General features: G+C 39.4%; 21 protein-coding genes, 2 tRNA genes and 1 riboswitch. Of the genes, 15 read left to right on the top strand and 8 right to left on the bottom strand.

Annotated features, from left to right (window positions below):
- The first annotated feature begins 101 nt into the window (after nucleotides 1-101).
- The 7 genes from CZ382_RS10460 to mprF all read left to right on the top strand — a co-directional run bounded on the left by CZ382_RS10460 (nucleotide 102) and on the right by mprF (nucleotide 8,262).
- Nucleotides 102-500 (top strand): GntR family transcriptional regulator, encoded by a 399-nt coding sequence (locus tag CZ382_RS10460; RefSeq protein ID WP_088051200.1) that lies wholly within the window; start codon nucleotides 102-104, stop codon nucleotides 498-500.
- Complete coding sequence (locus tag CZ382_RS10455) at nucleotides 493-1,182, top strand: ATP-binding cassette domain-containing protein (protein WP_088051199.1); 690 nt, start codon at nucleotides 493-495, stop codon at nucleotides 1,180-1,182. The genes CZ382_RS10460 and CZ382_RS10455 overlap by 8 nt, the downstream gene beginning before the upstream one ends.
- Entirely contained in the window at nucleotides 1,179-2,012 is an 834-nt protein-coding gene (locus tag CZ382_RS10450) for a hypothetical protein (protein WP_088051198.1), read from the top strand. The genes CZ382_RS10455 and CZ382_RS10450 overlap by 4 nt, the downstream gene beginning before the upstream one ends.
- A 13-nt stretch (nucleotides 2,013-2,025) precedes the next feature.
- Nucleotides 2,026-3,225, top strand: a complete 1,200-nt coding sequence (locus CZ382_RS10445; protein ID WP_088051197.1) for a hypothetical protein — start codon at nucleotides 2,026-2,028, stop codon at nucleotides 3,223-3,225.
- Nucleotides 3,226-3,351: 126 nt separating this feature from the next.
- Nucleotides 3,352-4,044 (top strand): ABC transporter ATP-binding protein, encoded by a 693-nt coding sequence (locus tag CZ382_RS10440; protein WP_088051196.1) that lies wholly within the window; start codon nucleotides 3,352-3,354, stop codon nucleotides 4,042-4,044.
- Nucleotides 4,041-5,378: an ABC transporter permease gene (locus CZ382_RS10435; protein ID WP_088051195.1), complete on the top strand. Its 1,338-nt coding sequence runs from the start codon at nucleotides 4,041-4,043 to the stop codon at nucleotides 5,376-5,378. The genes CZ382_RS10440 and CZ382_RS10435 overlap by 4 nt, the downstream gene beginning before the upstream one ends.
- Before the next feature lie 277 nt (nucleotides 5,379-5,655).
- Nucleotides 5,656-8,262, top strand: a complete 2,607-nt coding sequence (gene mprF / locus CZ382_RS10430) for a bifunctional lysylphosphatidylglycerol flippase/synthetase MprF (protein ID WP_159457786.1) — start codon at nucleotides 5,656-5,658, stop codon at nucleotides 8,260-8,262.
- A gap of 159 nt (nucleotides 8,263-8,421) precedes the next feature.
- Here mprF and CZ382_RS10425 read toward each other — a convergent pair whose 3' ends face one another.
- Together CZ382_RS10425 and CZ382_RS10420 are read right to left on the bottom strand one after the other, a co-directional pair.
- Complete coding sequence (locus CZ382_RS10425) at nucleotides 8,422-9,021, bottom strand: short chain dehydrogenase (RefSeq protein WP_088051193.1); 600 nt, start codon at nucleotides 9,019-9,021, stop codon at nucleotides 8,422-8,424.
- Between the two features lie 164 nt (nucleotides 9,022-9,185).
- A complete protein-coding gene (locus tag CZ382_RS10420) occupies nucleotides 9,186-9,521 on the bottom strand; it encodes a thioredoxin family protein (RefSeq protein WP_088051192.1) in 336 nt (111 codons plus the stop codon).
- A gap of 175 nt (nucleotides 9,522-9,696) precedes the next feature.
- Here CZ382_RS10420 and helD (CZ382_RS10415) point away from each other — a divergent pair, with 175 nt between their 5' ends.
- From helD (CZ382_RS10415) to CZ382_RS10400, 4 genes are all read left to right on the top strand, one after another.
- Entirely contained in the window at nucleotides 9,697-10,794 is a 1,098-nt protein-coding gene (gene helD / locus CZ382_RS10415) for an RNA polymerase recycling motor HelD (protein WP_088051191.1), read from the top strand.
- A 95-nt stretch (nucleotides 10,795-10,889) separates the two neighbouring features.
- A complete protein-coding gene (gene tnpA / locus CZ382_RS10410; protein ID WP_088051190.1) occupies nucleotides 10,890-11,336 on the top strand; it encodes an IS200/IS605 family transposase in 447 nt (148 codons plus the stop codon).
- Nucleotides 11,337-11,428: 92 nt separating this feature from the next.
- Entirely contained in the window at nucleotides 11,429-12,655 is a 1,227-nt protein-coding gene (gene helD, locus CZ382_RS10405) for an RNA polymerase recycling motor HelD (protein ID WP_088051189.1), read from the top strand.
- 64 nt (nucleotides 12,656-12,719) lie between these two features.
- Nucleotides 12,720-12,935, top strand: coding sequence for a hypothetical protein (locus tag CZ382_RS10400; RefSeq protein ID WP_088051188.1), 216 nt, complete (start codon nucleotides 12,720-12,722; stop codon nucleotides 12,933-12,935).
- A 60-nt stretch (nucleotides 12,936-12,995) separates the two neighbouring features.
- Here CZ382_RS10400 and CZ382_RS10395 read toward each other — a convergent pair.
- From CZ382_RS10395 to CZ382_RS10385, 3 genes are all read right to left on the bottom strand, one after another.
- Nucleotides 12,996-13,087 (bottom strand) — tRNA-Ser (locus tag CZ382_RS10395).
- 13 nt (nucleotides 13,088-13,100) lie between these two features.
- A tRNA-Thr gene (locus CZ382_RS10390) sits at nucleotides 13,101-13,173 on the bottom strand.
- A 283-nt stretch (nucleotides 13,174-13,456) separates the two neighbouring features.
- Entirely contained in the window at nucleotides 13,457-14,719 is a 1,263-nt protein-coding gene (locus CZ382_RS10385; RefSeq protein ID WP_159457745.1) for a transposase, read from the bottom strand.
- Nucleotides 14,720-15,067: 348 nt separating this feature from the next.
- Here CZ382_RS10385 and CZ382_RS10380 point away from each other — a divergent pair, with 348 nt between their 5' ends.
- Entirely contained in the window at nucleotides 15,068-15,289 is a 222-nt protein-coding gene (locus CZ382_RS10380; RefSeq protein WP_088051187.1) for a heavy-metal-associated domain-containing protein, read from the top strand.
- Between the two features lie 51 nt (nucleotides 15,290-15,340).
- A complete protein-coding gene (locus CZ382_RS10375; protein ID WP_196406292.1) occupies nucleotides 15,341-17,230 on the top strand; it encodes a heavy metal translocating P-type ATPase in 1,890 nt (629 codons plus the stop codon).
- A gap of 254 nt (nucleotides 17,231-17,484) precedes the next feature.
- Here CZ382_RS10375 and lipA read toward each other — a convergent pair whose 3' ends face one another.
- Together lipA and CZ382_RS10365 are read right to left on the bottom strand one after the other, a co-directional pair.
- Entirely contained in the window at nucleotides 17,485-18,444 is a 960-nt protein-coding gene (lipA, locus tag CZ382_RS10370) for a lipoyl synthase (RefSeq protein WP_088051185.1), read from the bottom strand.
- Nucleotide 18,445: 1 nt separating this feature from the next.
- Complete coding sequence (locus CZ382_RS10365; protein WP_088051184.1) at nucleotides 18,446-19,276, bottom strand: lipoate--protein ligase family protein; 831 nt, start codon at nucleotides 19,274-19,276, stop codon at nucleotides 18,446-18,448.
- Nucleotides 19,277-19,394: 118 nt separating this feature from the next.
- A riboswitch (TPP riboswitch) is annotated at nucleotides 19,395-19,499 on the bottom strand.
- A 160-nt stretch (nucleotides 19,500-19,659) separates the two neighbouring features.
- Between CZ382_RS10365 and CZ382_RS10360 the strand changes: the two genes are divergently transcribed.
- On the top strand, nucleotides 19,660-20,583 hold the full coding sequence (locus CZ382_RS10360) for an AraC family transcriptional regulator (RefSeq protein ID WP_327365295.1): 924 nt from the start codon (nucleotides 19,660-19,662) through the stop codon (nucleotides 20,581-20,583).
- A gap of 211 nt (nucleotides 20,584-20,794) precedes the next feature.
- Nucleotides 20,795-21,571 carry an ABC transporter ATP-binding protein gene (locus CZ382_RS10355; protein WP_088051182.1) on the top strand — a complete coding sequence of 259 codons (777 nt, stop codon included), beginning with the start codon at nucleotides 20,795-20,797 and terminating at the stop codon, nucleotides 21,569-21,571.
- A 48-nt stretch (nucleotides 21,572-21,619) separates the two neighbouring features.
- On the opposite strand, the gene CZ382_RS10350 is transcribed toward CZ382_RS10355, so the two are convergent.
- Complete coding sequence (locus tag CZ382_RS10350; RefSeq protein WP_088051181.1) at nucleotides 21,620-22,147, bottom strand: YusW family protein; 528 nt, start codon at nucleotides 22,145-22,147, stop codon at nucleotides 21,620-21,622.
- Nucleotides 22,148-22,235 lie beyond the last annotated feature (88 nt).

Genomic DNA, 22,235 nt, shown 5'->3' with positions numbered 1-22,235 from the left:
ATTAATATCTTAATACATGGTTTTTTATGCGAATGGTGTATTGCCCCCTTAATACACCATTCAATAAAGCTACACATCTGAGAAATATGGGAGCTGTGTCTATGAAAAACGCAAAGTTTAATAATCGGGATCCTGTATATGTCCAAGTCATTCGTCATTTTAAAGAAGAGATTGCAACTGGATTACTCGAACCTGGACAGGAAATTCCGTCACGACGGGAATTAGCGAACAAATTAAAAATAAATCCAAACACGGCACAACGAGCATATAAGGAAATGGAGGAGGAAGGATTGATTTATACAGAGCGCAATTTACCTAGCAGGATTACGAAAGATGAACAAATTTTAAAAACCGTTCGTGAGGAGCTTATTATGCAGGCGGTAAGTTCCTTTGTCCACGCCGTCCGTTCCATTAATGTTCCGGTTGATGAGGTGCTGAATCTGGTTAAAGAAAAGTATGCAGAGGAAGGCAAGGAACGGGAGGGAGACAACCATGATTGAAGTAAAGGATATCAAGAAAAAGTTTGGCCGTAAACAAGTGCTTAACGGGGTGTCATTTACTGCGAATAAAGGTGAGATTACTTGTTTGATTGGGATAAATGGCGTAGGAAAAACAACGATTCTCAACGCGATTATGGCACTTACGCCGATAAACGGTGGACAGATTTTAATGAATGGGGAAAGAATCACGAAAACCAGCTTTGAAAAAATCACCTTCATCCCGGATGCCATAACGATGCTGCCGCAAATGCGTATAGCTGATGCAATGGAGTTTATGAACGATTTTTATGATTGCTGGAATCCGGAACGTGCAACGGAATTACTCGGCTTCTTTAAGCTGAAAGAAACGGACCGAATAGCAGAGCTATCAAAAGGAAATACAGCAAAAGTTAATCTTTTACTTGGTTTGGCAATGGATGTTGAATTTATTTTAATGGATGAACCATTTTCCGGCATTGATATGTTTAGCCGAGAACAGATTGCGGATGTATTTACCAGTCATTTGATTGAGGACCGTGGTGTGATCATAACAACTCATGAAATAAACGATATTGAGCATTTAATCGATAAAGTTGTGTTGCTGGATAATGGAATTGTATTAAAGGAATTCAATACGGAAGAGGTTCGAGAAACTGAAGGAAAGTCTGTTATTGATGTGATGAGAGAGGTGTATCAGCCATGAAACGGTATTTGAAGCTGGTTAATTTTGAATTCAATCGTTTTGCGAAGCTGTATGCGGTTTTATTAGCTATCACGATAATTGTTCAGATTGCTGGTGTGATTGTGGTGTCAAAAAACTATTTAAATACGGCAACCAAAGCAATCAATGAAGACATGATACCGAAAGCGCAATTTCTAATGGAAACAGGGCCAATGAGCATGATTGATATTATAAGTAGTGTCTGGTTTCTCGGACCAATTGCATTATGTATAGCTGCTGTTGCGTTTTACATCTTTTTTATTTGGTACCGGGATTGGTTTGGCAAAAATACATTTATTTACCGGCTATTAATGCTTCCAACCGCCAGGCTAAATGTATTCCTTGCCAAGATCACAACTGTTTTATTGTCGACATTTGGATTTGTTGCACTACAATTAATCCTGTTGCCAGTTGAAAGTACCATTTTAAAGTGGATGGTGCCAAAAGAGTTTCGCCTGGATTTAAGTCCTGAGGAAATAATTGGTAATATGCCTGAACTGGCCATCATTATGCCGCAAAGTTTTACCGAATTTATTCTATATTATGGTACTGGATTCATGGGTGTTGCCATTTTGTTTACGGCAATCCTATTTGAACGCAGTTATCGTCTTAAAGGAATTCTATTCGGGGCTATTTATGGTGCTGTTGCTATCATCATCTTTTTAAGCCCTATTCTTGTAGAAGAACTGTTACTAATAGACTATTTCTATCCGCTGGAAATAATCGCTTTAGAAACAATAATGGGTCTATTTGTAATTGCTGGATCAATTTTGACGAGCCAATTTTTATTAAATAAACGGATCAGAGTGTAAGGAGGTAATGATGATGAAAAAATATTGGAAGCTAATTGCGATTGCGCTGGTTTCTGTGCTCGCTATTGGAATGTTCTATATAAACTCCGTTATTGCAGCGAGCCCGTATCCGGAGTTTGTCATTAAAACAATTCAAGGCAACGAAAATGAAATAAATAACATTGTACTGAACGGTACTTATTACAATAGGTCGATAAATGAACCAATAGAGATAACAAAGGATGGTTCACATTATGCAAGCGAGCGTTCGTTTTTTGACAGGTTAAAAGGCAATCCAGGGAAACAAATGAAACAATATCAAACGGAATATAGGAACTTTATGCGAGGAAAATATCCCGATCCAGCATCCTTTGTTGAAAATAAAGACTATCTTGTATATGGAGCTATCGAATATAAACCCATTACTATGAACCCTGGGGGTTTCGAGTTTACAGTATCGATATTAAATAAGAAAAATGATAAAACCACCGATTTTGATATGGATGCACCAAATGGTAAATATCTAGGTTATATAGACGTAATAGATGTACAAATTGTTGGGGATGAACTTCAGTTAATTACACAAAGTTATGGTGAAAACAAGATGGAAATCAAACTATACAGCTTTAACATGAAAACAAACAGCTTTATCGGAGAATCACCGATTATGTCAGCAGCACAGGAACAGAAGGAAAATCGTTATGCAGATATCTCCATGTTAAATGGCACAGCCAGTAATGAGGTGTCTAAGTATATTTTTCTTAACAAGGTTATCAGGGAAGAGGTGCAACTGAATGATGGTTCATCTAATTCTAAAGAAATAGATAATGAGCTATATGTTTATAATTTGGGGACGAGAGAAAAAGAGGCTGTGAAATTGCCAAAGGATCTTCAAGGGCAAGAGAAAGTGTTTAATGGTTCAATGATCTATAGTATGAAAACGGACGAAAACGGGATTGTTGTTACCCCCTATAATATAGAAGATAAAGCGGTTCAAGCTAAATTTACGATTAAGCAGCCGCAAATTGATAAAGATGCAGAATCTTTTAAAGCAATTAAAGACGGGAAATTATACGTGCTTGCTCATGGCACAGATGAGGACAACACAGCAACTTTAACTATCGTGAGCTTGGAAACGGGAAAATCACTTTATCAAGGGGAAATAGTCAAAGCTAAACCACCTGCTGAATTTGATTACTATTCATTGGATTTAACTGATATGGAAATCGAATAATGGAACGTAGTATAGGGGGTTTGCTTTGAGTTATAAAAAGCAAATCCTGCTTTTTAAGCTGAACTGAAAAGTAAAAGCGACTCATAGATAAATCTTTTATTGAATTTAAGAATCGGAGGATAAACATTGATAACCGTAAAACAGCTTAGTCATCACTTTAAAGTAGGAAAAAAAGGGCAAAAGACTATTTTGCCAGTACTGAAGGATATATCCTTTCATGTGGAAAAGGGAGAGATAGTTGCCATTGTCGGTAAAAGTGGATCCGGGAAATCGACATTGCTCAATTTGATTAGTGGTTTTATCCAGCCAAGTGAAGGAGAAATCTGGATTAACGATCAGCGGGTAACTGGATTCACAGAGGCACAATTTGCTGATTTTCGGTTAGAGCATCTGGGGTTTATTTTTCAAAGCTTCCAGCTGATTCCAAGTATGACAGCCTTTCAAAACATTGAACTGCCATTAACGTTTCAAGGGATGGATGCTGCAAAAAGAAAAGAATTAACGAAGGAAATGCTGGACAAGGTTGGGTTAATTGATTTTCAGGATCATTATCCAAGTGAATTATCCGGGGGACAGCAGCAGCGAGTTAGTATTGCAAGGGCGTTAGTATTAAATCCGCCATTAATTCTTGCTGATGAACCGACCGGCAGCTTGGACAGTGAAACAGAAGCGGATTTATTACAGTTTATCCAGCAGTTGAATCGTGAATTGGGGACCACCTTTCTAATTATTACACATGATGATGCAGTTGCAGGAATCGGCAACCGCAGTCTTACCATAGCGGATGGCAGACTTTTGGAAGATGGTGATAGCTTATGAGATTAAAAGATCGGTTTTCATTTGTCAGACAAAATATTAAAAAGAACAAGGTCAGAACCTTTATGACCATTTTAGCTACGGCAATGGGCTGCGCATTTCTCATTGTGCTGGCTTCCATTGGCTATGGATTGCAGCAAACAATTGTTGATGACACGATGGAGCAGCAGATTGTTACCCAAATCGACGTTCATGGTCATGAGGGTAAAGATGGTAACTATCAGCCATTAACGGTGAGTGACATTGAATATATGGAATCGATTGAAGGAGTAAAAGCTGTTACCAGAAAGAAAAACCTGCAGCAAATGCCGGTTTACCAGATAGAAGATTACCAGATAGAGGCAGAAGCAGTGGTAGCTGATTTTCCATCTGAATTAAAATCCGGTTTGGAACTGCATGAAGGGCGGCTTCCAAAGAAGGATAATGAAATTGTTGTCGGCTATGATTTTGCCAATTATCTTCATTCCGAATCCGACGGCGAGGCCATATATGATGAGGAAGGAAAGTTAAAAAAAGAATATCAATACAACGGGAAGCTGATTGGTAAGACAATAAAAATGACAGTCAGCAAAGGGGAGGAAGCTGGCAAGGAGCAAACACAAACGATTCCATTAAAAATTGTGGGTATTACAGAAAAGCCGACAAGGGAATGGATGGAGGATGCGAAAGTATACATTTCTCAACAAGTTCTGGCGGAGGTGGAGGCCTTCACAGGTACTGCAAAAGGGGTTATCCCAGATTCAGATTATGAGGCAGAGGGGGATTCAAATACATTTGATGATGTAAAGGTCTATGCTAAAAATCTCGAAGGTGTAGAGGCCATCTCAAACCAACTGGATGATGCAAACTATGCAACGTACTCTGTTGTTAGTGAAATGAAGCAGATTAACGTACTCTTTACAATTGCAAAAGCCGGCTTGATCCTGGTTGGAACAATCGCCATTGTAATCGCGTCGATTGGCATCTATAATACGATGACAATGGCGGTAACGGAGCGTGCACCCGATATCGGGATTATGAAAGCAATTGGTGCCAATCCAAAAACAATCAAACAAATATTTCTACTGGAGAGCAGTTATATTGGGATTATTGGAGCCATTATTGGGACAATCGTTGCTTATGGTGTGAGTCTATTGGTTAATAGCGGGCTGCCACTAATATTGGAAATGGCTTTTGATGAAGAACTTCCAGAAGGTTTGAAGTTCTCGTCAATCCCAGCAACACTTGTTTTAATAGCGGTCGGGATCTGTTTACTCGTTACCATTCTATCAGGAATGCGCCCAGCTAAGCGTGCAACCAAAATTGATGTATTAAAAGCAATGCGACGAGAGGTATAATTTGATATACTTGGGAACGCCATCAGGGCGCTTCCATTCTTTTTCTTACAATTACGTAAGGTTTTGTAAGGAGATTCAATAGGATGGATTCTGTTTTTGTTTGTAAAATAAAAATTGCATGCTAGGTTTTATCGTTAAATGGAAAAATTAGTAATTGGAATTGAGAAAACTGGAACCTTTTTACGAATAAGGCGTATTACAAACATCGAAATAAGTTAGTATTATAGATTCTATTTTTGTAATTACGGGGGATGTTTTTGCTGGGGGAGGGATGTTTATGATTAAAAATAAAGAACAATGGACTAGATTCGGCAAAATTGCATTCCTGATTGGTGTTATGGCCATTATATTTTTTCAGGGGAAGAAAGAACTGCAAAATATTTCTTTAAAAGAAGCACTGAAAATCGTAAATCAAATTTCTATTATACACGTAGTTATCATAATAATTGTTGCATTGATTTCAGTTGGAACCATGTTTTTTTATGATTATTTCTTTATTCGATCACAGCACCTAAAGGTAAAAAAGACGAAGATATTCGGTGTATCCTGGATAGCGAATTCTTTTAACGGTATATTTGGGTTTGGTGGACTGGTTGGTGCCGGTATTCGTGGTATGTTATATCGAGAGTATACAAAAAACAGCGGTGACCTGGCAAAAGGCATTGCCTGGATGGCTCCGGCCGCTGCCATGGGACTCTCTTTTTTCTCGTTTTTGGCTTTGGTCGGGATATTCCCTATCAAGGAAATGCTTGCTGAAAAAAGCTGGTTAGTTCTTGTACTATTAGGGACATCGTTACTTACACCTATTTATATTGGTTTATCAAGATATCGAAAGTCAACCTATTTTTCTCCTTTAATCACGATCCAGTATTCTATCGTTTCGATTATTGAATGGCTCGGTGCGGGCGTTGTCCTTTATTTAAGCTTTGTTTTTGTTGATATAAAGTTAACGTTTTTACAAGTATTTGGCATTTTCGTCGTTGCCGCTGTAACAGGATTTATCAGTATGGTTCCTGGCGGGTTCGGATCGTTTGATTTGGTTGTTTTATTGAGTGGAGAAGTATACGGCATAAATTCGGAAATGCTGCTAACAGCACTTTTACTGTATCGCTTTGCTTATTATTTGGTACCATTCGTAATAGGCTTGATTTTATCAGCGGTAGAAGTAACTTCATCTGTCATGAAAAAGTCCGAAGACAACTATATGATTACTTCGATTGTGGAAATATCAGGCGTACTGTGGGCATTACAGCGTCGCGTGTTTAATAAATTGGGAAATTGGTCGTTATCACTTTTAGCTTTTATCACTGGCTATTTTCTTATTGTTGTTCCAGTCGCTGATATTATTACCATCCACGGACTGGGAAAATCAAAGCTTTCGTTGTTAACACTTGATTCTTACAATTTGGCTTTGTTTGTCTGTGGTATTACACTCTGGTATTTTATGAAGGAACAATATTATCGGACAAAGCGATCTTTGCATATTCTGACCGTAACATTGATCATATCTACTATTCTATTACTTTTTCAATCGGAAAATATTATTATCGGTCTAATGGCGGCGGCTCATTTGATTGTTCTTGTTTTATTACGGAAACAGTTTAACCGGCAAAGTTTGCCATTCACCTCAGCAAGTATTCGGTGGTTAGTTTATTTGTGTGGCATCTGCTTCATTCTGTTCGTTGTTTTAGTTCGGGAAAGCTTACTGTTCGTTGATTATAATAAACCTTTATATGGTGTATTTAGCATCGGATTTTCCGGATGTCTGCTTGCCTTCCTATATGTATTGCTAAGTATTATCATTTATGAAAAAAGTCATCAAATAGTGATTGGCGAAGCATATAGTGATGAAAAGTTAACCGGGTTTTTACAAAAATATGGCGGTCATTCCTTAAGCCACTTAGGTTTTTTGGGGGACAAGCGGATGTTTTTTAGTGATGACCGGAAAGCGATGCTCCAATTTGCAGTTACAGGGAAAAATATTATCGTTTTGGGAGATCCGCAAGGCGATAAAAAGTCCTTTGAAAATGTGTTAATCAAACTAAATGAGGCAACCGATTATTTTGGTTACCGCTGCATCTTTTATCAGATAAGTGAAGAACTATTGCCATTGTACCATGATCTTGGATTTCTCTTTTTCAAGCTTGGCGAAGAAGCGGTAGTAGACCTTGATTCATTTACCATATCCGGAAAGAAGAAAGCAGGACTGCGATCAACCTTTAATCGTTTTGAGAAAAATGGGTATACATTTTCTGTTAACGACCTGCCATTATCGGATGGCTTTTTACAGGAAATGAAATATGTCTCGGATGAATGGCTTGGCAAAAAACGGGAAAAACAGTTCTCGTTAGGGTATTTTGATAAGGATTATTTAGCTCGGACACCGATTGCTGTGTTACGCGATAAGGAAGGTACGATGATAGCTTTTATGAATATTATGCCTACTTATCAGGAGGGTGTAGTTTCTGTTGACTTAATGCGCTATCTTCCGGACGCGCCGGGCGGAGCAACAGATGTAATGTTTATCCATCTATTTCAATGGGCTAAAGAAAAGGGCTACACCAAATTCAATATTGGGATGGCGCCATTATCGAACGTAGGATGTACAAAACATTCCTTTTTACGTGAACGAATTGCGGAAGCGGTGTTTAACAATATCCGTTATATGTATAAGTTTAGCGGGCTAAGAAACTTTAAAAATAAATATCATCCAGAATGGTCGGGGAAATATTTAGCCTATCGGAAAAATTATTCATTGGCTTCCATCATGCTTCAGATTACAAAGCTGATTAGTAAAGGTGGAAAATCATTTGGACGTAGGGATAGTTTGAAAGAGGATACTGATTCTGAAATTGTTAAGAAGAAAATTAGAAACGCTATGTAAAGAAAGGAAGCATGCTAGCAGCTGGATCCGGACATGGCCTATCCTGACATAAGTGGAATATAACCCGGATTCTTATACTTGCTTACCTATTGAAAAAACCTTGTTTAAGAGGATTCTCTCAGCAAGGTTTTTTCCAAGCACTTTTAGTAGACTAAGTCTCTAATACACCTCATAATTTTGTCCGGTTTGTGCTCCCAGAACACTTTTTTTATAAGCCAATGCCACACGATGTGCGGGAACAGGCTCAAAACCTTGAAAGAAACTTTCTAGCCTTTCCCATGATTCCTGAACGGCATTTGGACTAACACTATTGATGCGAATCCCTCTAGGCATTTCGACTGCAGCTGATTTTACAAATGCTTTTACACCGCCATTTGCCATGGCAGCGGAGGCGCCTTGCCGGATTGGGTCATCCATCATGATACCAGTTGTTAATGTGAAGCTGCCATGATCTGTAATATGGTTTAATCCTAGTAACACCAAGTTAATTTGCCCTTTTAATTTACTTTCAATGCCTTTTTCATTTATTTCCGGTGTTAATTCTGTAATAGGGGCAAAATTGGCACCGCCCGAGGCATTTACGACCGCATCGATGCTGCCAACTCTCTCGTACATTTCTTGAATACTTTCTGTGGAGGTAATATCAACCTTTACGTCAAATCCATTCCTCCCAGCGCAAATAATCTCGTGATCAGCCTCCAATGCTGTTTTAACTTCTTTGCCAATTGTACCGCTTGCACCAATAAGTAATATTTTCATGTTTTTAAACCTCTTTTCCTTTCCGTTATATCATATCACATGTCCTGTATTTCACAGTCTAACATAGTGTATTCGCATCGTTCACGATTTTATGATAAAGAACAACTTACATTAGGGCTTGATCTCACTTATATCAGAAAACAAGAAAAAATGTGGCTGGGTCATTAACCAGCCACATGTTTATAAATTTTGTCAACCTTCTCATCCAGCAATTGGAGATGCACAATTCGTGCCTCGCGTAAATATTCTTTTCCTTCGACAAAAAGCAATAGAACAGGAACGGTAAAAATCGAAAATTCACCAGCAATTTCCGTCACCTGATCCGCACTAATATGACCTAGTTTAATTTCTGGATAGTGACTCATTAATGCTTGTACTTGTGGGAATAATCCATGACAAACACTGCAGTCGGGGCGGGAAATGAATAAGAAGGTGAGGGAGTGGCTTTGCACGAAATTTTTTACCATCGCTATTGAGGTCAATTGTTTAAATTCCCGCATAGCAAAACCTCCAACTAATAATAAAATTTACATTGCATGCCAAACGTTAAAGTAGTATAATAAACGTATTATTGCTATTTTTATAAAATAGTCAATAAATATCCTATATCAATTTTACCATGTTTATTATGGTAAGTCAACAGATAAGTTTTGTGAAAATAACGGAGGCGATCAAATGGGTGTAAAAAATCAGAGTCGTGAAGCAGAGCAGCAACGTGTGGATACGGTGATCCTTGAAATTAAGGCGAAGGAAGAGGAGCTTCATACCAAGGCATCGGGGCTAAAGGAAAGTGTGATCAATCTCCGAAAAAACTTTTGGGAAGACGTAACCGTTAATTTAGATGAGCCTGACGATGTCATTGAAACCCAGGCAAGTATTAAACAGCAGGCGGAGTTATTATCGGAAAGGGAAAGATTCCACGGGAAAATTGGTGGGGAATTAAAGACATTAAAAAGATTGGAAAACTCCCCGTATTTTGGACGGATCGATTTTCTGGAAGCTGGTCAAACAGAAAGCGAACCGATCTATATTGGTGTTGCCTCATTAATGGATAAACATGATGAGAACTTTTTAGTTTATGATTGGCGGGCACCGATCTCGAGTCTTTACTATGATTTTTCTCCAGGTAAGGCGAAGTACGAAACAATAGAGGGAACGATCGCCGGCGAAATGACGTTAAAAAGACAATTTATTATTCGTAATGGTTTGCTAAAAGGTATGTTTGATACAGGTATTACGATCGGGGATCAATTATTGCAGCAAGCGCTCGGGAATAATGCCAGTACCTCCATGAAAAGCATTGTTGCAACCATTCAAAGGGAACAAAATAAGATTATTCGGGATGAAAAAAGTAAGTGCCTCATTGTTCAGGGAGTAGCTGGAAGCGGAAAAACGTCTGCCGCCTTACAGCGCGTAGCTTATTTGATGTATCGATATCGCGAGACGCTACATGCAGAAAATATTGTCTTGCTTTCTCCAAACCCATTATTTAGCAGTTATGTTTCCAATGTACTTCCAGAATTAGGCGAAGCAAATATTAGGCAAATTACCTTCCAAGAATATCTGGAAGCAAAAATGACGGATAAACTTGTTGTAGAATCACCATTTCAACAAATGGAATATAGCTTAACAGAGGAAAATGATGAAGCTTGCACAGTAAGAAGAAAAAGTATTGATTATAAATCGAGTTTAACATTTAAGTCGGACTTGGATGAATTCATTTCCCAGCTGCAGAATGAAGGATTGTTATTCCGAAATATAACTCCAGATTAAGCCCCACGCTATGCGTGGGAGAACAAAAGTGGAAGTACCTTTACGTATGATAAAAAAATCCCCCTCTGGTATAATGACAAAGGTTTCGGAAGCCGATGTCAGTTAGAGGAGGAAATCCAAAATTGGATAAATCAAGTTTATCACATACGAAGTGGAATTGCATGTACCATATTGTGTTTATTCCCAAATATAGACGAAGAACAATGTATGGAAAACTTAGGGAAGATATACGTGAGATCATCAGAAAACTTTGCGAGTATAAGGGAATTGAGATAGTAAAGGGAAGTGTTTCTGTTGACCATGTTCACCTATGTGTGAAGATACCACCGAAGCTTAGCGTATCAACATTCATGGGATATTTAAAAGGAAAAAGTGCATTGATGATATTCGACCGACATCCTGAATACAAAAGTAAAGGAAATAGACACTTTTGGGCAAGAGGGTATTATGTAGATACCGTCGGTCGAAATGAAGAGGTTATCAAGAAGTATATAAAAAACCAAACCGATGCAGATATGATAGAAGATAAGCTAAATAAATAAATGTAGTCGGCTTGCGAAACCACGCCCTTAAGGCGTTGCAAGTAACATGCCCTTATAGGGCTAAGTCAAACCACCTGTTGAACAGGTGGTATGTGATTTTCCGAAAACAAGTGATTATTGCAAAAGAGGAAATACGTGATTACTTTTACTCATTGGATAATTCCATCTCCATCCCAAATAAAATGGAGCTTGTGGCAAAGTGGCTGCTAGCCAAGATCCGCAAAACCGAGCGAAAAGAGAGGGAAAAAGATTGGGTTATGGATGAAATCGAATTATTAAGTAAAGAGGATTTCTTACACGTATACAAGGAACTGCAAAAACAGGAGCATATCGATGATTCCGGGAGGGAAGAAGAATATCTGAGAAGGAAAGTGACAGCAAGGGCATTTGCAGGTATTAAAAAACGGGTTAAGCGATTGGATTTTGTTAACGTATTAGCCACATATAGAGCTTTTTTTAAAATGTGGGACCCGAAGAACGCACCCGATCAGTGGGAGAAGATATGCGCACAAACGGCAGCGGATCTGTCACGAAAGTATATCACATGGGAAGATGCCGCGCCATACCTGTATGTGAAGGAAAGATTGATAGGTGAGCATTCAGACAGATCGGTTCGTCATTTATTCATCGACGAGGCTCAGGATTACACTCCGTTTCAGTTTGCGTATATCCGGCATATCTTTCCATATGCGAGCATGACTTTACTGGGAGATGTGAATCAGGCAATATTTACGCATACGATGCAAGGAAGCCCGCTGATTCCATCGAATTTGGAAGAAGGGGTAGAAAAAATTACCCTTACGAAAAGTTACCGCTCGACCAAACAGATTGTGGAGTTTACAAAACATTTTGCTCCAGGTGGAGAGATGATTGAACCGTTTAATCGGGAAGGAAATAAGCCAGAGCTTATCGAACTGGGTGATCAGGCTGGTATAAAGGGACAACTGAATAGAAAAATAAATGAATTAAAGGCTGCCGGACATGAAACAATAGCGATTATCACGAAAACACAGGAGAAAAGTGATACGATCTATGATATGTTAAAAGAAGATCTGTCAATAGTGCAAATTAATGAAGAATCCCGTTCTTTCCAAAAAGGAATCCTGGTTCTGCCAGTTTACCTTGCCAAAGGAATTGAATTTGATGCGGTGATTATTCCGGATGCATCCTTCGTTTCATACCACTTGGAGTCAGATCGGACGCTTTTTTATACTGCTTGCACAAGAGCAATGCATGAACTGGTTCTAATGACAGATGGAAATAAAAGCCCGTTCATAATGGAATCGCCGAAAGATAAATATGACGTGCGTGCAATCTGAGGGTTATTATCATTATAAGGATCAGATAGAATAATAAATAAGCAATCGAAAGGGAGTGTTGTTCGTGAATGTAGTTCATTGGTATGATTGGATAACACCGACTAATCCGTTTGTGGCAGTGCTTTTGAGTATGTTATTAATTCTTGGGGTGGCCATTATTGCATGGTTTGAAGATACAAAGAATTTTAAAACGCCTATTTTAATCTTAATTACCGGATTTATCTTCTCGATAGTTGGTGTCTTTTTCTTCATTCAATCGGGTTTTATAAGTAGAAGTTAGATCAAACGTTTGTTTAAATGTTTTAGGGAGGAAATACTTTTTCCGTTGTAAGTAATGTAATGGCGGAGAAGGTGGGATTCGAACCCACGCGACGCAGAGCGCCCTAACGCATTTCGAGTGCGTCCCCTTCAGCCGGGCTTGGGTACTTCTCCGGAAAAGAAATGATGCTGGTGAGAGGATTCGAACCTCCGACCCCTTCATTACGAGTGAAGTGCACTGCCAGCTGTGCTACACCAGCGTTTAAATGTATCTTAAAGGCGTGTTTAAAAATCTTCCGCTTATCATTTGATGGGTTTTTGAACATTCCTTAAAGTCACATAGAGTATAATAATACATTTTTCGTATTTCTTCAATAGATTTGCTTTTAAGTTTACCTTTTTTCGCCGCATAAAACGGAATTATTTCACCTTAAGAGTCCTTTAGAAGGTTTTTTTTCGTTTTTATTGAAGGAAGCAAATTTTTAACCAGCACAAATAGACATACTTATCAGTATGTTTTTTCTTACTATTCAATTAATAAATTCAGAGTTGTAATGTTAGCTGCCGTGAACTTACTGGTTTCTCTATGTATTTAAAATGCCGAATGCCATGTTTGTCTTTTATCAATATGGCTTCCATCCCCGCTGAAAAACGATATAGAAACATCTTAATTTTATCCTTTGCTTTAATCCCTTTTGCCCGTTCAATCACGTCATGGAAAAATCCATTCTGCTTTTCTACTTTCAGCGTCATAAACGTTATCATAATGGAAACGAGTAAAAACATTCTTTTCAGTCTTGGCAATGTACGAACCCGAACATTTTCTAAGTCAAATTCCTGCTTTTGAACGCGAAACATTTCTTCGATACGCCATCTAGTAATATAAGCTTTCAAAATAGACAGGACCTCTTCCTTTTTTTGAACCCGTTTATTTGTAAGCAGCACCATCGGCTCTTTTCCGTATCCATACACCACAACCATAGTGAATTTTTGACCCTTTAGCGAAGGAATTTCCACAGTAAGATGAGAGACTTTCAAATCATATACGGTTCCCTTTATTTCAGAACGAAAATTGATTTTCCCTTTCCTTCTGATCGCTAAGTTGTGTACAGGGAATTTTTTATTCTGGTACAATAAATTCCGATTTTTCTTCAAACGAATGATAAAGTTATTTTTCTGCTTGAGGATCTTTTTCATGACTTCTATATTGTCATACCCACGATCCATCACAAAGGTTGCCTTCTTTGCCTCTACAAGTTGATTCACGTAATCCAAGCCCTTGTATGTTTCTTCATTTTCGCTGACAAATCCCTTTTCGGCGGCGGAGTACAGATGGGAATAAATTGAAATCGGGTGCTTTGTTTTCGGAGCCACGGCAATCATGTTGGTTGTCCAATATCCATTGCCTATCTTTCCTGTTGAACCATCTCTCACTTGTCCAAGTGCTTCCATTTTACTGGCAGTAGATTTCACAATCTCGGAATTATCGACTAAAACCAGATTATCTTCCTCTTGTAGAAAAGGTTTTACCATTTCCTCATAGTTCTCCAACAGCTCGGATGTTTCGTGAAATTCGTCCATGCGATTGGACAGTCGCTTGACGGTTTGTATCGCTTCAATGGGTTCTTCCAGAGCGCGTGCAATTTTAGTAAGCAAAACAGATCTGCCTTTTGCTAGTCCAAATAACATGTCCAGGATAAAGTTTTTGTTGGGTTTTTGCAGCCCTTGGGTTAATTTGGACGCAAAATGAAAAATGGAACGTTTTGTGGTATAAATTGATTGGTTAAATGTGTTATGATTAGACATAAAGAGTCTCCTTTTTGTGTTCATATATTTTGTTTTAACCCAATAAAATTTTAACACATTTAGGGAGGCTTTTTATTTTTCTTTTTCAATAAATGACGTACATTTTAAGCAAAAAACGTTAAAATAGGCATCAAAAAGTTCATTTATCACTAGAACTTTTCGATGCCTATTTTTTGTTGGAAGTCAATCATTATTTTTAGGTAAACTTAAAATTTGCTGTAATTTTTTAGCCCGTGCTATCACATTTAATGGTTCGCGGGCTTTTTGCGAAATTTTGACCTGTGTCAAGGAATCCATTGTAGTTCTCGATTATGCTAAAGATACAGTAAAACAAAGGAGAGATACTACATGAAAACAGTTAAATTTCAATTAGAACCGTTAACATGCCCGACATGTATTAAGAAAATAGAAGGGGCGCTTGGTAAACAGACAGGTGTTCAAGAAGCGAAGGTACTGTTTCATTCCAGTAAGGTTAAAGTGACGTTTGATGAAACACATGTTGAAGTGGAAACATTACGAACAATTATTGAAAAACTGGGATACCCGGTTTTATCAGAAAAGATCGCATAGCAGTTCGGAAGGCTCTATTCAGCAGTCCGATCATAGAAAGGGATGATACGAATGGAAAAGATAAAGAAATCCCACATTGTAATGGTTTCGGGAATGCTTCTAGGTATTGCATTTTTATTTTATTTGCTAAAACTATTGCTCTGGAGAGATGCTGCATTAATTTTGGCAACGGTTGTGGCAGGGTATCCAATTGTAAAAAAGGCCGTTCAAGCGGTACGAATGCGTGCATTTAGCATTGAACTGCTTGTAATAATAGCGGTAGTGGGTGCTTTGATTATTGGAGAATATGTAGAGTCCGCGGCAGTAACTTTCCTATTTTTGTTCGGGGCGTATTTGGAAACTCGTACGTTAGAAAAGACACGGAACTCGTTAAAAACATTGATGGATATGGTACCACTTGAAGCAACCGTATTGCAGGGGGGACGGAAGGTAATATTGCCTATTGAAAATATCGTAAAGGGAGATCGAATTCTGATTCAATCAGGTGAAAAAATTGCGGTTGATGGAAAGGTAGTAGAGGGGCAGGGATTTATAAATCAAGCAACGATAACCGGTGAATCGGTACCAGCTAATAAAAAAAGGGGAGATACTGTATTTGGTGGAACAATCCTTGATAATGGCTATCTAGAGGTTGAAGCGGAAAAGGTGGGTGATGATACAGCATTTGCCAAAATTATCGAATTGGTGGAGGAGGCCCAGGAAGCAAAAGCAAAAACGCAAAGGTTTCTTGAACGATTTGCCAATGTTTATACACCAGGAATTCTAGTTTTATCGGTAATCGTATTTCTGTTCACGCAAAATATAGAACTAACTTTAACATTTCTGGTAATTGCTTGTCCTGGTGCCCTTGTCATTTCGGCTCCAGTATCCCTTGTGGCGGGTATTGGAAATGGCGCAAAGGCGGGAACCTTGGTCAAAGGCGGGGAAGTGATGGAGAACCTGGCGAAAATGGATGTTGTTGTATTTGATAAAACGGGAACATTAACAAAAGGAAAGCCCGAAGTTACAGGTGTGAAGGGCTTCGGAATGAAGGAAGATCAGCTAATAAAGCTGGCAGCTGAGGTAGAGGCACGTTCGGAACACCATTTAGGACGAACGATTGTAAAAGAAGCCAAAAATAGAGATATGGCACTCACGAATCAGCCATTCAATTTTGCAGTAAAAAAAGGTCAAGGTATAACCGCAACGCTTGATAAGAAGCATGTAGTCATTGGAAATAGAAAATTATTGGAAAATAATGGTACCAGGGTTAATAATGATGCCTACTCATTTGCAATACAGGAAGAAAAATATGGGAATACGGTCATTTTTGTGGGTGTTAATAACCAGCTGGCAGGGATTATTTCGATAGCAGACCAGATCCGCCGCGAGGCCCGTGAAACGATCGAACACTTGCGGGCATTGGGAATAAAACAAACAATTATGTTAACAGGTGACAACAAACATTCCGCAAAAAAAGTGGCGGATCAACTGGGAATTGATCGCGTGTTTGCTGAAATGCTGCCGGAAGATAAAGTTGCCCAGATTAAACAATTAAAAGCGGAAGGAAAACGGGTAGCGATGGTTGGGGACGGAATCAATGATGCACCAGCAATTGCACTAGCCGATGTGGGGATTGCAATGGGGGCGGTCGGAACTGACGCAGCAATGGAAACGGCAGATGTTGTTTTAATGGGCGACAACCTTGCCAAAATTCCATACACCTATCGTTTGGCAAAAGCAACTGTCCGGAACTTGAAGCAAAACATGTTCTTTGCAGTCGGTACGGTCGGGTTACTATTGGCGGGGGTGCTCTTTGGCAAAGTATTCCTAGCATCCGGCATGCTAATTCATGAATTGAGCGTATTAATTGTCATCCTGAACGCTATACGACTTGTACGATTTGGGAAAAGGAATAAGAAACGGATCTGGCCTATTAACGGAAAATTAGCTAAGGCATAAATGTAGTGGCTGTCATGTTATCGAAGTACCTTTTGCATGACAGCCTCCACTATATATGAGCGCACAATCTATTAAGGCAGCGCAACGTAGAATCGATCGAGTGCCGTTCAAAATCGATGGGTACAATCCAACATCGATTGAGTGCCGTTCAGAATTGACCGGGCGCAAGCCAGAGTCGATCGAGTGCCGTTAAAAAACGATCGAGCACAAGCCAAATTCCATCAAGTGAAGCTCAAATCAATCGAGTACAATACTTATTTTTGAAACATCTCTACTTGAAAATCCACTTTTTTATTTTCTTGCTTCTCATAGCCTTTCATATAATCAATTCTGCGTTGGGCGGATGCTTGCGATACTTGTTCATCTGCATGATAGGACGAGCGGACAAGTGGGCCTGACTCACAGTGACGGAAGCCTTTCTCCAAAGCAATTTCCTTTAGCTCGGCAAACTCATCCGGGTGGTAATAGCGCTCTACCTTCAAGTGTTTTTTCGTTGGCTGTAAGTATTGCCCGATTGTCATAATGTCCACATCGTGTGCCAAGAGATCATCCATAGCCTGAATAATTTCTTCTTTTTCTTCTCCAAGCCCCACCATAATACTTGATTTCGTTGGTGTGTTTGGGGCAATCTCTTTAACACGCTGCAGCAATTGCAGGGAACGATCATACATCGCCCGTGCGCGGACACGCTTCGTTAATCGGCGTACGGTTTCAATGTTATGGTTAAAAATATCCGGCTTACTATCCATTAATGTATGAAGGCTATCATAATCACCCTTCATATCGGATGGAAGGATTTCAATGGTACAGCCAGGGTTCTCCCGGCGAATGGCTCGAACCGTTTCAGCAAATACGGCTGCCCCACCATCATTCAAATCATCCCGCGCTACTGCTGTAACTACCACATGCTTTAATCCCATAATAGCCACGGATTCAGCGACCCGTGCAGGTTCCCCCCAATCAAGCTCATTAGGTAACCCGGTTTTTACTGCACAAAAGCGGCAGCCGCGTGTACACGTATCCCCTAAAATCATAAATGTTGCCGTTTTACGCTCACTCCAGCATTCGTGGATATTCGGGCAGCGGGCTTCTTCGCAAACGGTGTTTAACTTTTTATCGCGCATTAACTTTTTAAGGCCTCGATAGGATTGGTTTGTATTGATTTTTGTTTTCAGCCATTCCGGTTTTCGTATGTATTCTTCTTGTTTAGCCATTTTACACGCTCCTTAATTGATGTTTGAAGTTCCATTCGTTTGTGTTGTATTTCTTCTCAGCAAGCTGGTATACTTCATCCCATTGCTCATTGGTTAATGCAAATGGAAATAGTTCTATGTCTACTCCTGTTTCAAATCCTGTTTTAAACGCGTCTTTCATGGTGTCAATTGAAATAGGTACATTAGACTCTTGACTGATCGTTGTTGCTTTCTTATCAAATGCCCTTCTGTTTCTTTCCCGTAGTTCTTCGCTCGGAAAACGGAACAGATCGAAAAGCATGATTTTATCAATCGATCGTGGTATCGACCCGTGCTGCAGCAGTACTCCTTTTTGACGAGTTTGTGCATTTCCAGATATTTTCTTTCCATTCACCATTAATTCATATAATGCAGGTTTTTCAAAGCATACGGCAGAACGGCTCTTGTTTGATTTCGTTGTTTCCGCATAATTTACTGTAATCCCGAGCTTTTCATACCCTGCAAAAATCCCCTTCGATAGTATGTAATAAGCTTCTCCAACTGAAGCCGGGATATAGGGCTTATCTTCCGCAATAATGATGCTGTAAGTTAGCTCATCATCATGCAAAACAGCGCTTCCTCCAGTCAACCGTCGAACGAGTGGAACCTGATAACGATCTAATGCTGGTAAATCAATTGCTTTATCAACATTCTGAAAATAGCCAACGGACAGGCTTGGTGCAGACCATTGATAGAAACGTAAAATTGGAGGTGTTTTCCCCTCACTATGCCAATGAAGCAACAACTCATCCAACGCCATATTCACTATGGCATCGTGTATCCCAGTATCGATAAATCCCCATTCATCACGCACATGTATCGCCTCCTCGTTTTGTTATGTTATGTCCTGAAATACGTGGAAGGGTGATAAAAAAACAAAAACCGCTCCCCAGTGGAATGCAGCTTTGGTTGTATGTACAATTAGTTCCATGTTACATACAGCTACACTTCCCCACGCTGGTATTACCTAGATCGGGTGCAAAGGGTCAGAACGAAAATGTTCTTCTCAGCTCTTGAAAGCTCCCCTAGTGAATTTGTTGATATTTTTTAAACTATTTATATGGTAAAGGGATTCATACAGATTGTAAAGCAAATTGGAAATTTTAGCTGTTTGGATTACCTTCTTACGGTATAATAAAAGTTAACGATTCCAGGATTAACAACCTTTGATCAAAGACATGTCTTTAAAAAGCACAGATGAACAGGAAAGAAGAATTGTCACCTGATAAAGTTGCATTAAGAAAGGAGAGAACGATTATGGAAGGGTTGCAGCGAATGATTGCCAGCATTGATTACATTGAGAAAAATTTAGACGCTGACCTCCCTATTGAACATGTGGCAATGGTTGCATGTATGTCTAGATTTCATTTTCAGCGAATGTTTCATATGTTGACGGGTGTAACCGTTGCTGATTATATCAGACGCCGAAGATTAACCTTGGCTGCTCAGGAATTAACGCATTCGAAAAGCAAAGTAATTGAGATTGCGTATAAGTATGGCTACGAGACTCCGGAGTCATTTTCCAAGGCGTTTCGTAAACTGCATGGTTTAAGTCCATCAGCCGCACGCCGTTACAATCAATCGTTGAAGGCATTCCCTCGTCTCTCTTTTCAAATTCAATTAAAGGGTGATGAAGAAATGAATTACAGAATTGTTGAGAAGGAAGCGTTTCGGGTTGTTGGAAAAGGAATACGTACGGCAACAATTGATGGTCAAAACCATCGTGATATTCCAGCTTTTTGGGATGAATCGAACAGGAACGGATTTACGGAGAAGCTCGTAAACGATTGTGGTTCAATGGGATTACTTGGTGTATGTATGGAATTTGATAAACAGCAAGAAGAATTAACTTATTTTATTTGTGCTGAACGGAGTAATCAAGCGGTTCCTTCCGATTGGGAGGAAAAGGAGATTCCGGCATCAACGTGGGCGGTTTTCCAGGCGATCGGTCCGGTGCCGCATGCGATTGAAAAGATATGGGATCGTATTTTTTCCGAATGGTTTCCCTCAACCGGGTATGAGCATGTTGATGCACCGGAAATAGAAGCTTACCCGCCAAATGGCGATGTAACGGCTGAGGATCATTGTTGTGAAATTTGGATTCCAATTGTGAAGAAGTGATGTTTATTAATAGCAGACACTCAAACGAAAGTCTGAATGTCTGCTATATATCGCAGTTTTATCTCAGCCAATAATGAATCTGATAATTGTCTTCTCAAATCCATGCAATAATTCGAATAATTTGTTTTTCTCCCAAACCAAATGTAGTATATAAGAAATTCATCATATGCTAGATTAGAAGAATGGGCGGCTAGAGAGGGGAAGGACAGCATTGGACAAAATAGTAGATATACAGAATATTTCATGGAAAAGGCACGGGGAAACGATTATATCGGATATCAGTTGGGGGGTCTCAAGAGGGGAACACTGGGCAATTCTTGGACTGAATGGTTCTGGAAAAACGACATTATTAAATATGATAAACGGCTACATTTGGCCGACGACGGGAAAGGTTAGTGTATTGGGGAAACCGTTTGGACAAACTGATATTCGGGAATTACGGAAATCAATTGGCTGGGTCAGTTCCTCCCTTCAAGAAAGAATGAAGGGGCTAGAGACCGTCGAAGATATAATCGTTAGCGGGAAATTTGCTTCCATCGGGTTGTACGAAAATCCAACAGAAGCTGATGTTGTAAAAGCCTGCAAGCTTATGGAGCAGCTTCAATGCAGTCATTTGCTAGGAAGAACCTATCAAACCTGTTCGCAGGGGGAGAAGCAAAAGATTCTTATCGCACGTGGTTTAATGGGATCACCAGAGTTATTGATATTAGATGAGCCGACGAACGGTCTTGATTTTATTTCCCGTGAGGAGCTAATGTCTTCCGTTAATCAATTAGCTGTACAGGAGAATGCACCAACGATCCTGTTTGTAACCCATCATATAGAAGAAATATTACCTGTTTTCACGCACACCCTATTATTAAAGCAGGGAACAGTTTATGCGAAAGGGAAAAGGGAAGAAATGTTAACCGGCGGACATTTATCACGTTTTTTTGATTTGCCTGTCCAAATTGACTGGAGTAACGATCGGGCGTGGATGACGCTTTAATTGCGGAATCAAAAGCAAAAAAGGTCTCCGTCAAGGAAGACCTTTTTACTACTTTCTGTCCTCAAATTCAAGTTTCGTATTATCTTTAAAGGTAATTTCGACTTCGAATTTGGTGTAATCATCTGGCAGGTCAAACGCTTTTAAGACCTGACTAATTGCATCGTCTTTTTTCGTGTCTTGAGTAATGGAAAGTTTTTTGACTTTTGGATATAGGTCATTAAAGGCCTCTTCACCCTTTTCATAAACATCATTCACCGAATCCTCTATTTTTGCATCAATGAACTCAGAGTTGTGCTCCCGTTCAATTTCTGCCTCATATTCTTGATTCTTGCCATAGCCAACTTCCAATTCGATATCAGTATAATCCAGTTGCCCCATTTTTTCGGACATATCTGTGTTGCTATCGTTGTTATTCATCGTATTATCTGGTTGTTTCGGATTACTATTTTGGGCTTGATTGTTGGAAGCGGCATTGTCGTTATCAGAGGCCCCGCCATTATCATTTTGCTGGCTGGCGCATGCAGCTAATAATAATGCAATTGATAGTGTAAAAATAATCTGAATGAAGCGTTTCAATCCTAACTCCTCCAATGTATCATTGTTATTACTATTTTGCCTATTTCCAGGTAATTTAAACGTTGCTTCTAAAAATATAATAGGCGGG

Source organism: Virgibacillus dakarensis, assembly GCF_900155625.1.
GTDB classification, from domain to species: Bacteria; Bacillota; Bacilli; order Bacillales; family Amphibacillaceae; genus Lentibacillus_C; species Lentibacillus_C populi.
The sequence above is the reverse complement of the archived record's forward strand: the minus strand, read 5'-3'. Positions and strand labels throughout refer to the sequence as shown.

Coding starts and splice junctions, on each gene's coding strand:
- CZ382_RS10460 (WP_088051200.1), top strand. CDS start 102: ATGAAAAACGCAAAGTTTAATAATCGGGATCCTGTATATGTCCAAGTC.
- CZ382_RS10455 (WP_088051199.1), top strand. CDS start 493: ATGATTGAAGTAAAGGATATCAAGAAAAAGTTTGGCCGTAAACAAGTG.
- CZ382_RS10450 (WP_088051198.1), top strand. CDS start 1,179: ATGAAACGGTATTTGAAGCTGGTTAATTTTGAATTCAATCGTTTTGCG.
- CZ382_RS10445 (WP_088051197.1), top strand. CDS start 2,026: ATGAAAAAATATTGGAAGCTAATTGCGATTGCGCTGGTTTCTGTGCTC.
- CZ382_RS10435 (WP_088051195.1), top strand. CDS start 4,041: ATGAGATTAAAAGATCGGTTTTCATTTGTCAGACAAAATATTAAAAAG.
- mprF (WP_159457786.1), top strand. CDS start 5,656: ATGATTAAAAATAAAGAACAATGGACTAGATTCGGCAAAATTGCATTC.
- CZ382_RS10425 (WP_088051193.1), bottom strand. CDS start 9,021: ATGAAAATATTACTTATTGGTGCAAGCGGTACAATTGGCAAAGAAGTT.
- CZ382_RS10420 (WP_088051192.1), bottom strand. CDS start 9,521: ATGCGGGAATTTAAACAATTGACCTCAATAGCGATGGTAAAAAATTTC.
- helD (WP_088051191.1), top strand. CDS start 9,697: ATGGGTGTAAAAAATCAGAGTCGTGAAGCAGAGCAGCAACGTGTGGAT.
- tnpA (WP_088051190.1), top strand. CDS start 10,890: ATGTCAGTTAGAGGAGGAAATCCAAAATTGGATAAATCAAGTTTATCA.
- CZ382_RS10385 (WP_159457745.1), bottom strand. CDS start 14,719: ATGTCTAATCATAACACATTTAACCAATCAATTTATACCACAAAACGT.
- CZ382_RS10380 (WP_088051187.1), top strand. CDS start 15,068: ATGAAAACAGTTAAATTTCAATTAGAACCGTTAACATGCCCGACATGT.
- CZ382_RS10375 (WP_196406292.1), top strand. CDS start 15,341: ATGGAAAAGATAAAGAAATCCCACATTGTAATGGTTTCGGGAATGCTT.
- lipA (WP_088051185.1), bottom strand. CDS start 18,444: ATGGCTAAACAAGAAGAATACATACGAAAACCGGAATGGCTGAAAACA.
- CZ382_RS10360 (WP_327365295.1), top strand. CDS start 19,660: ATGAACAGGAAAGAAGAATTGTCACCTGATAAAGTTGCATTAAGAAAG.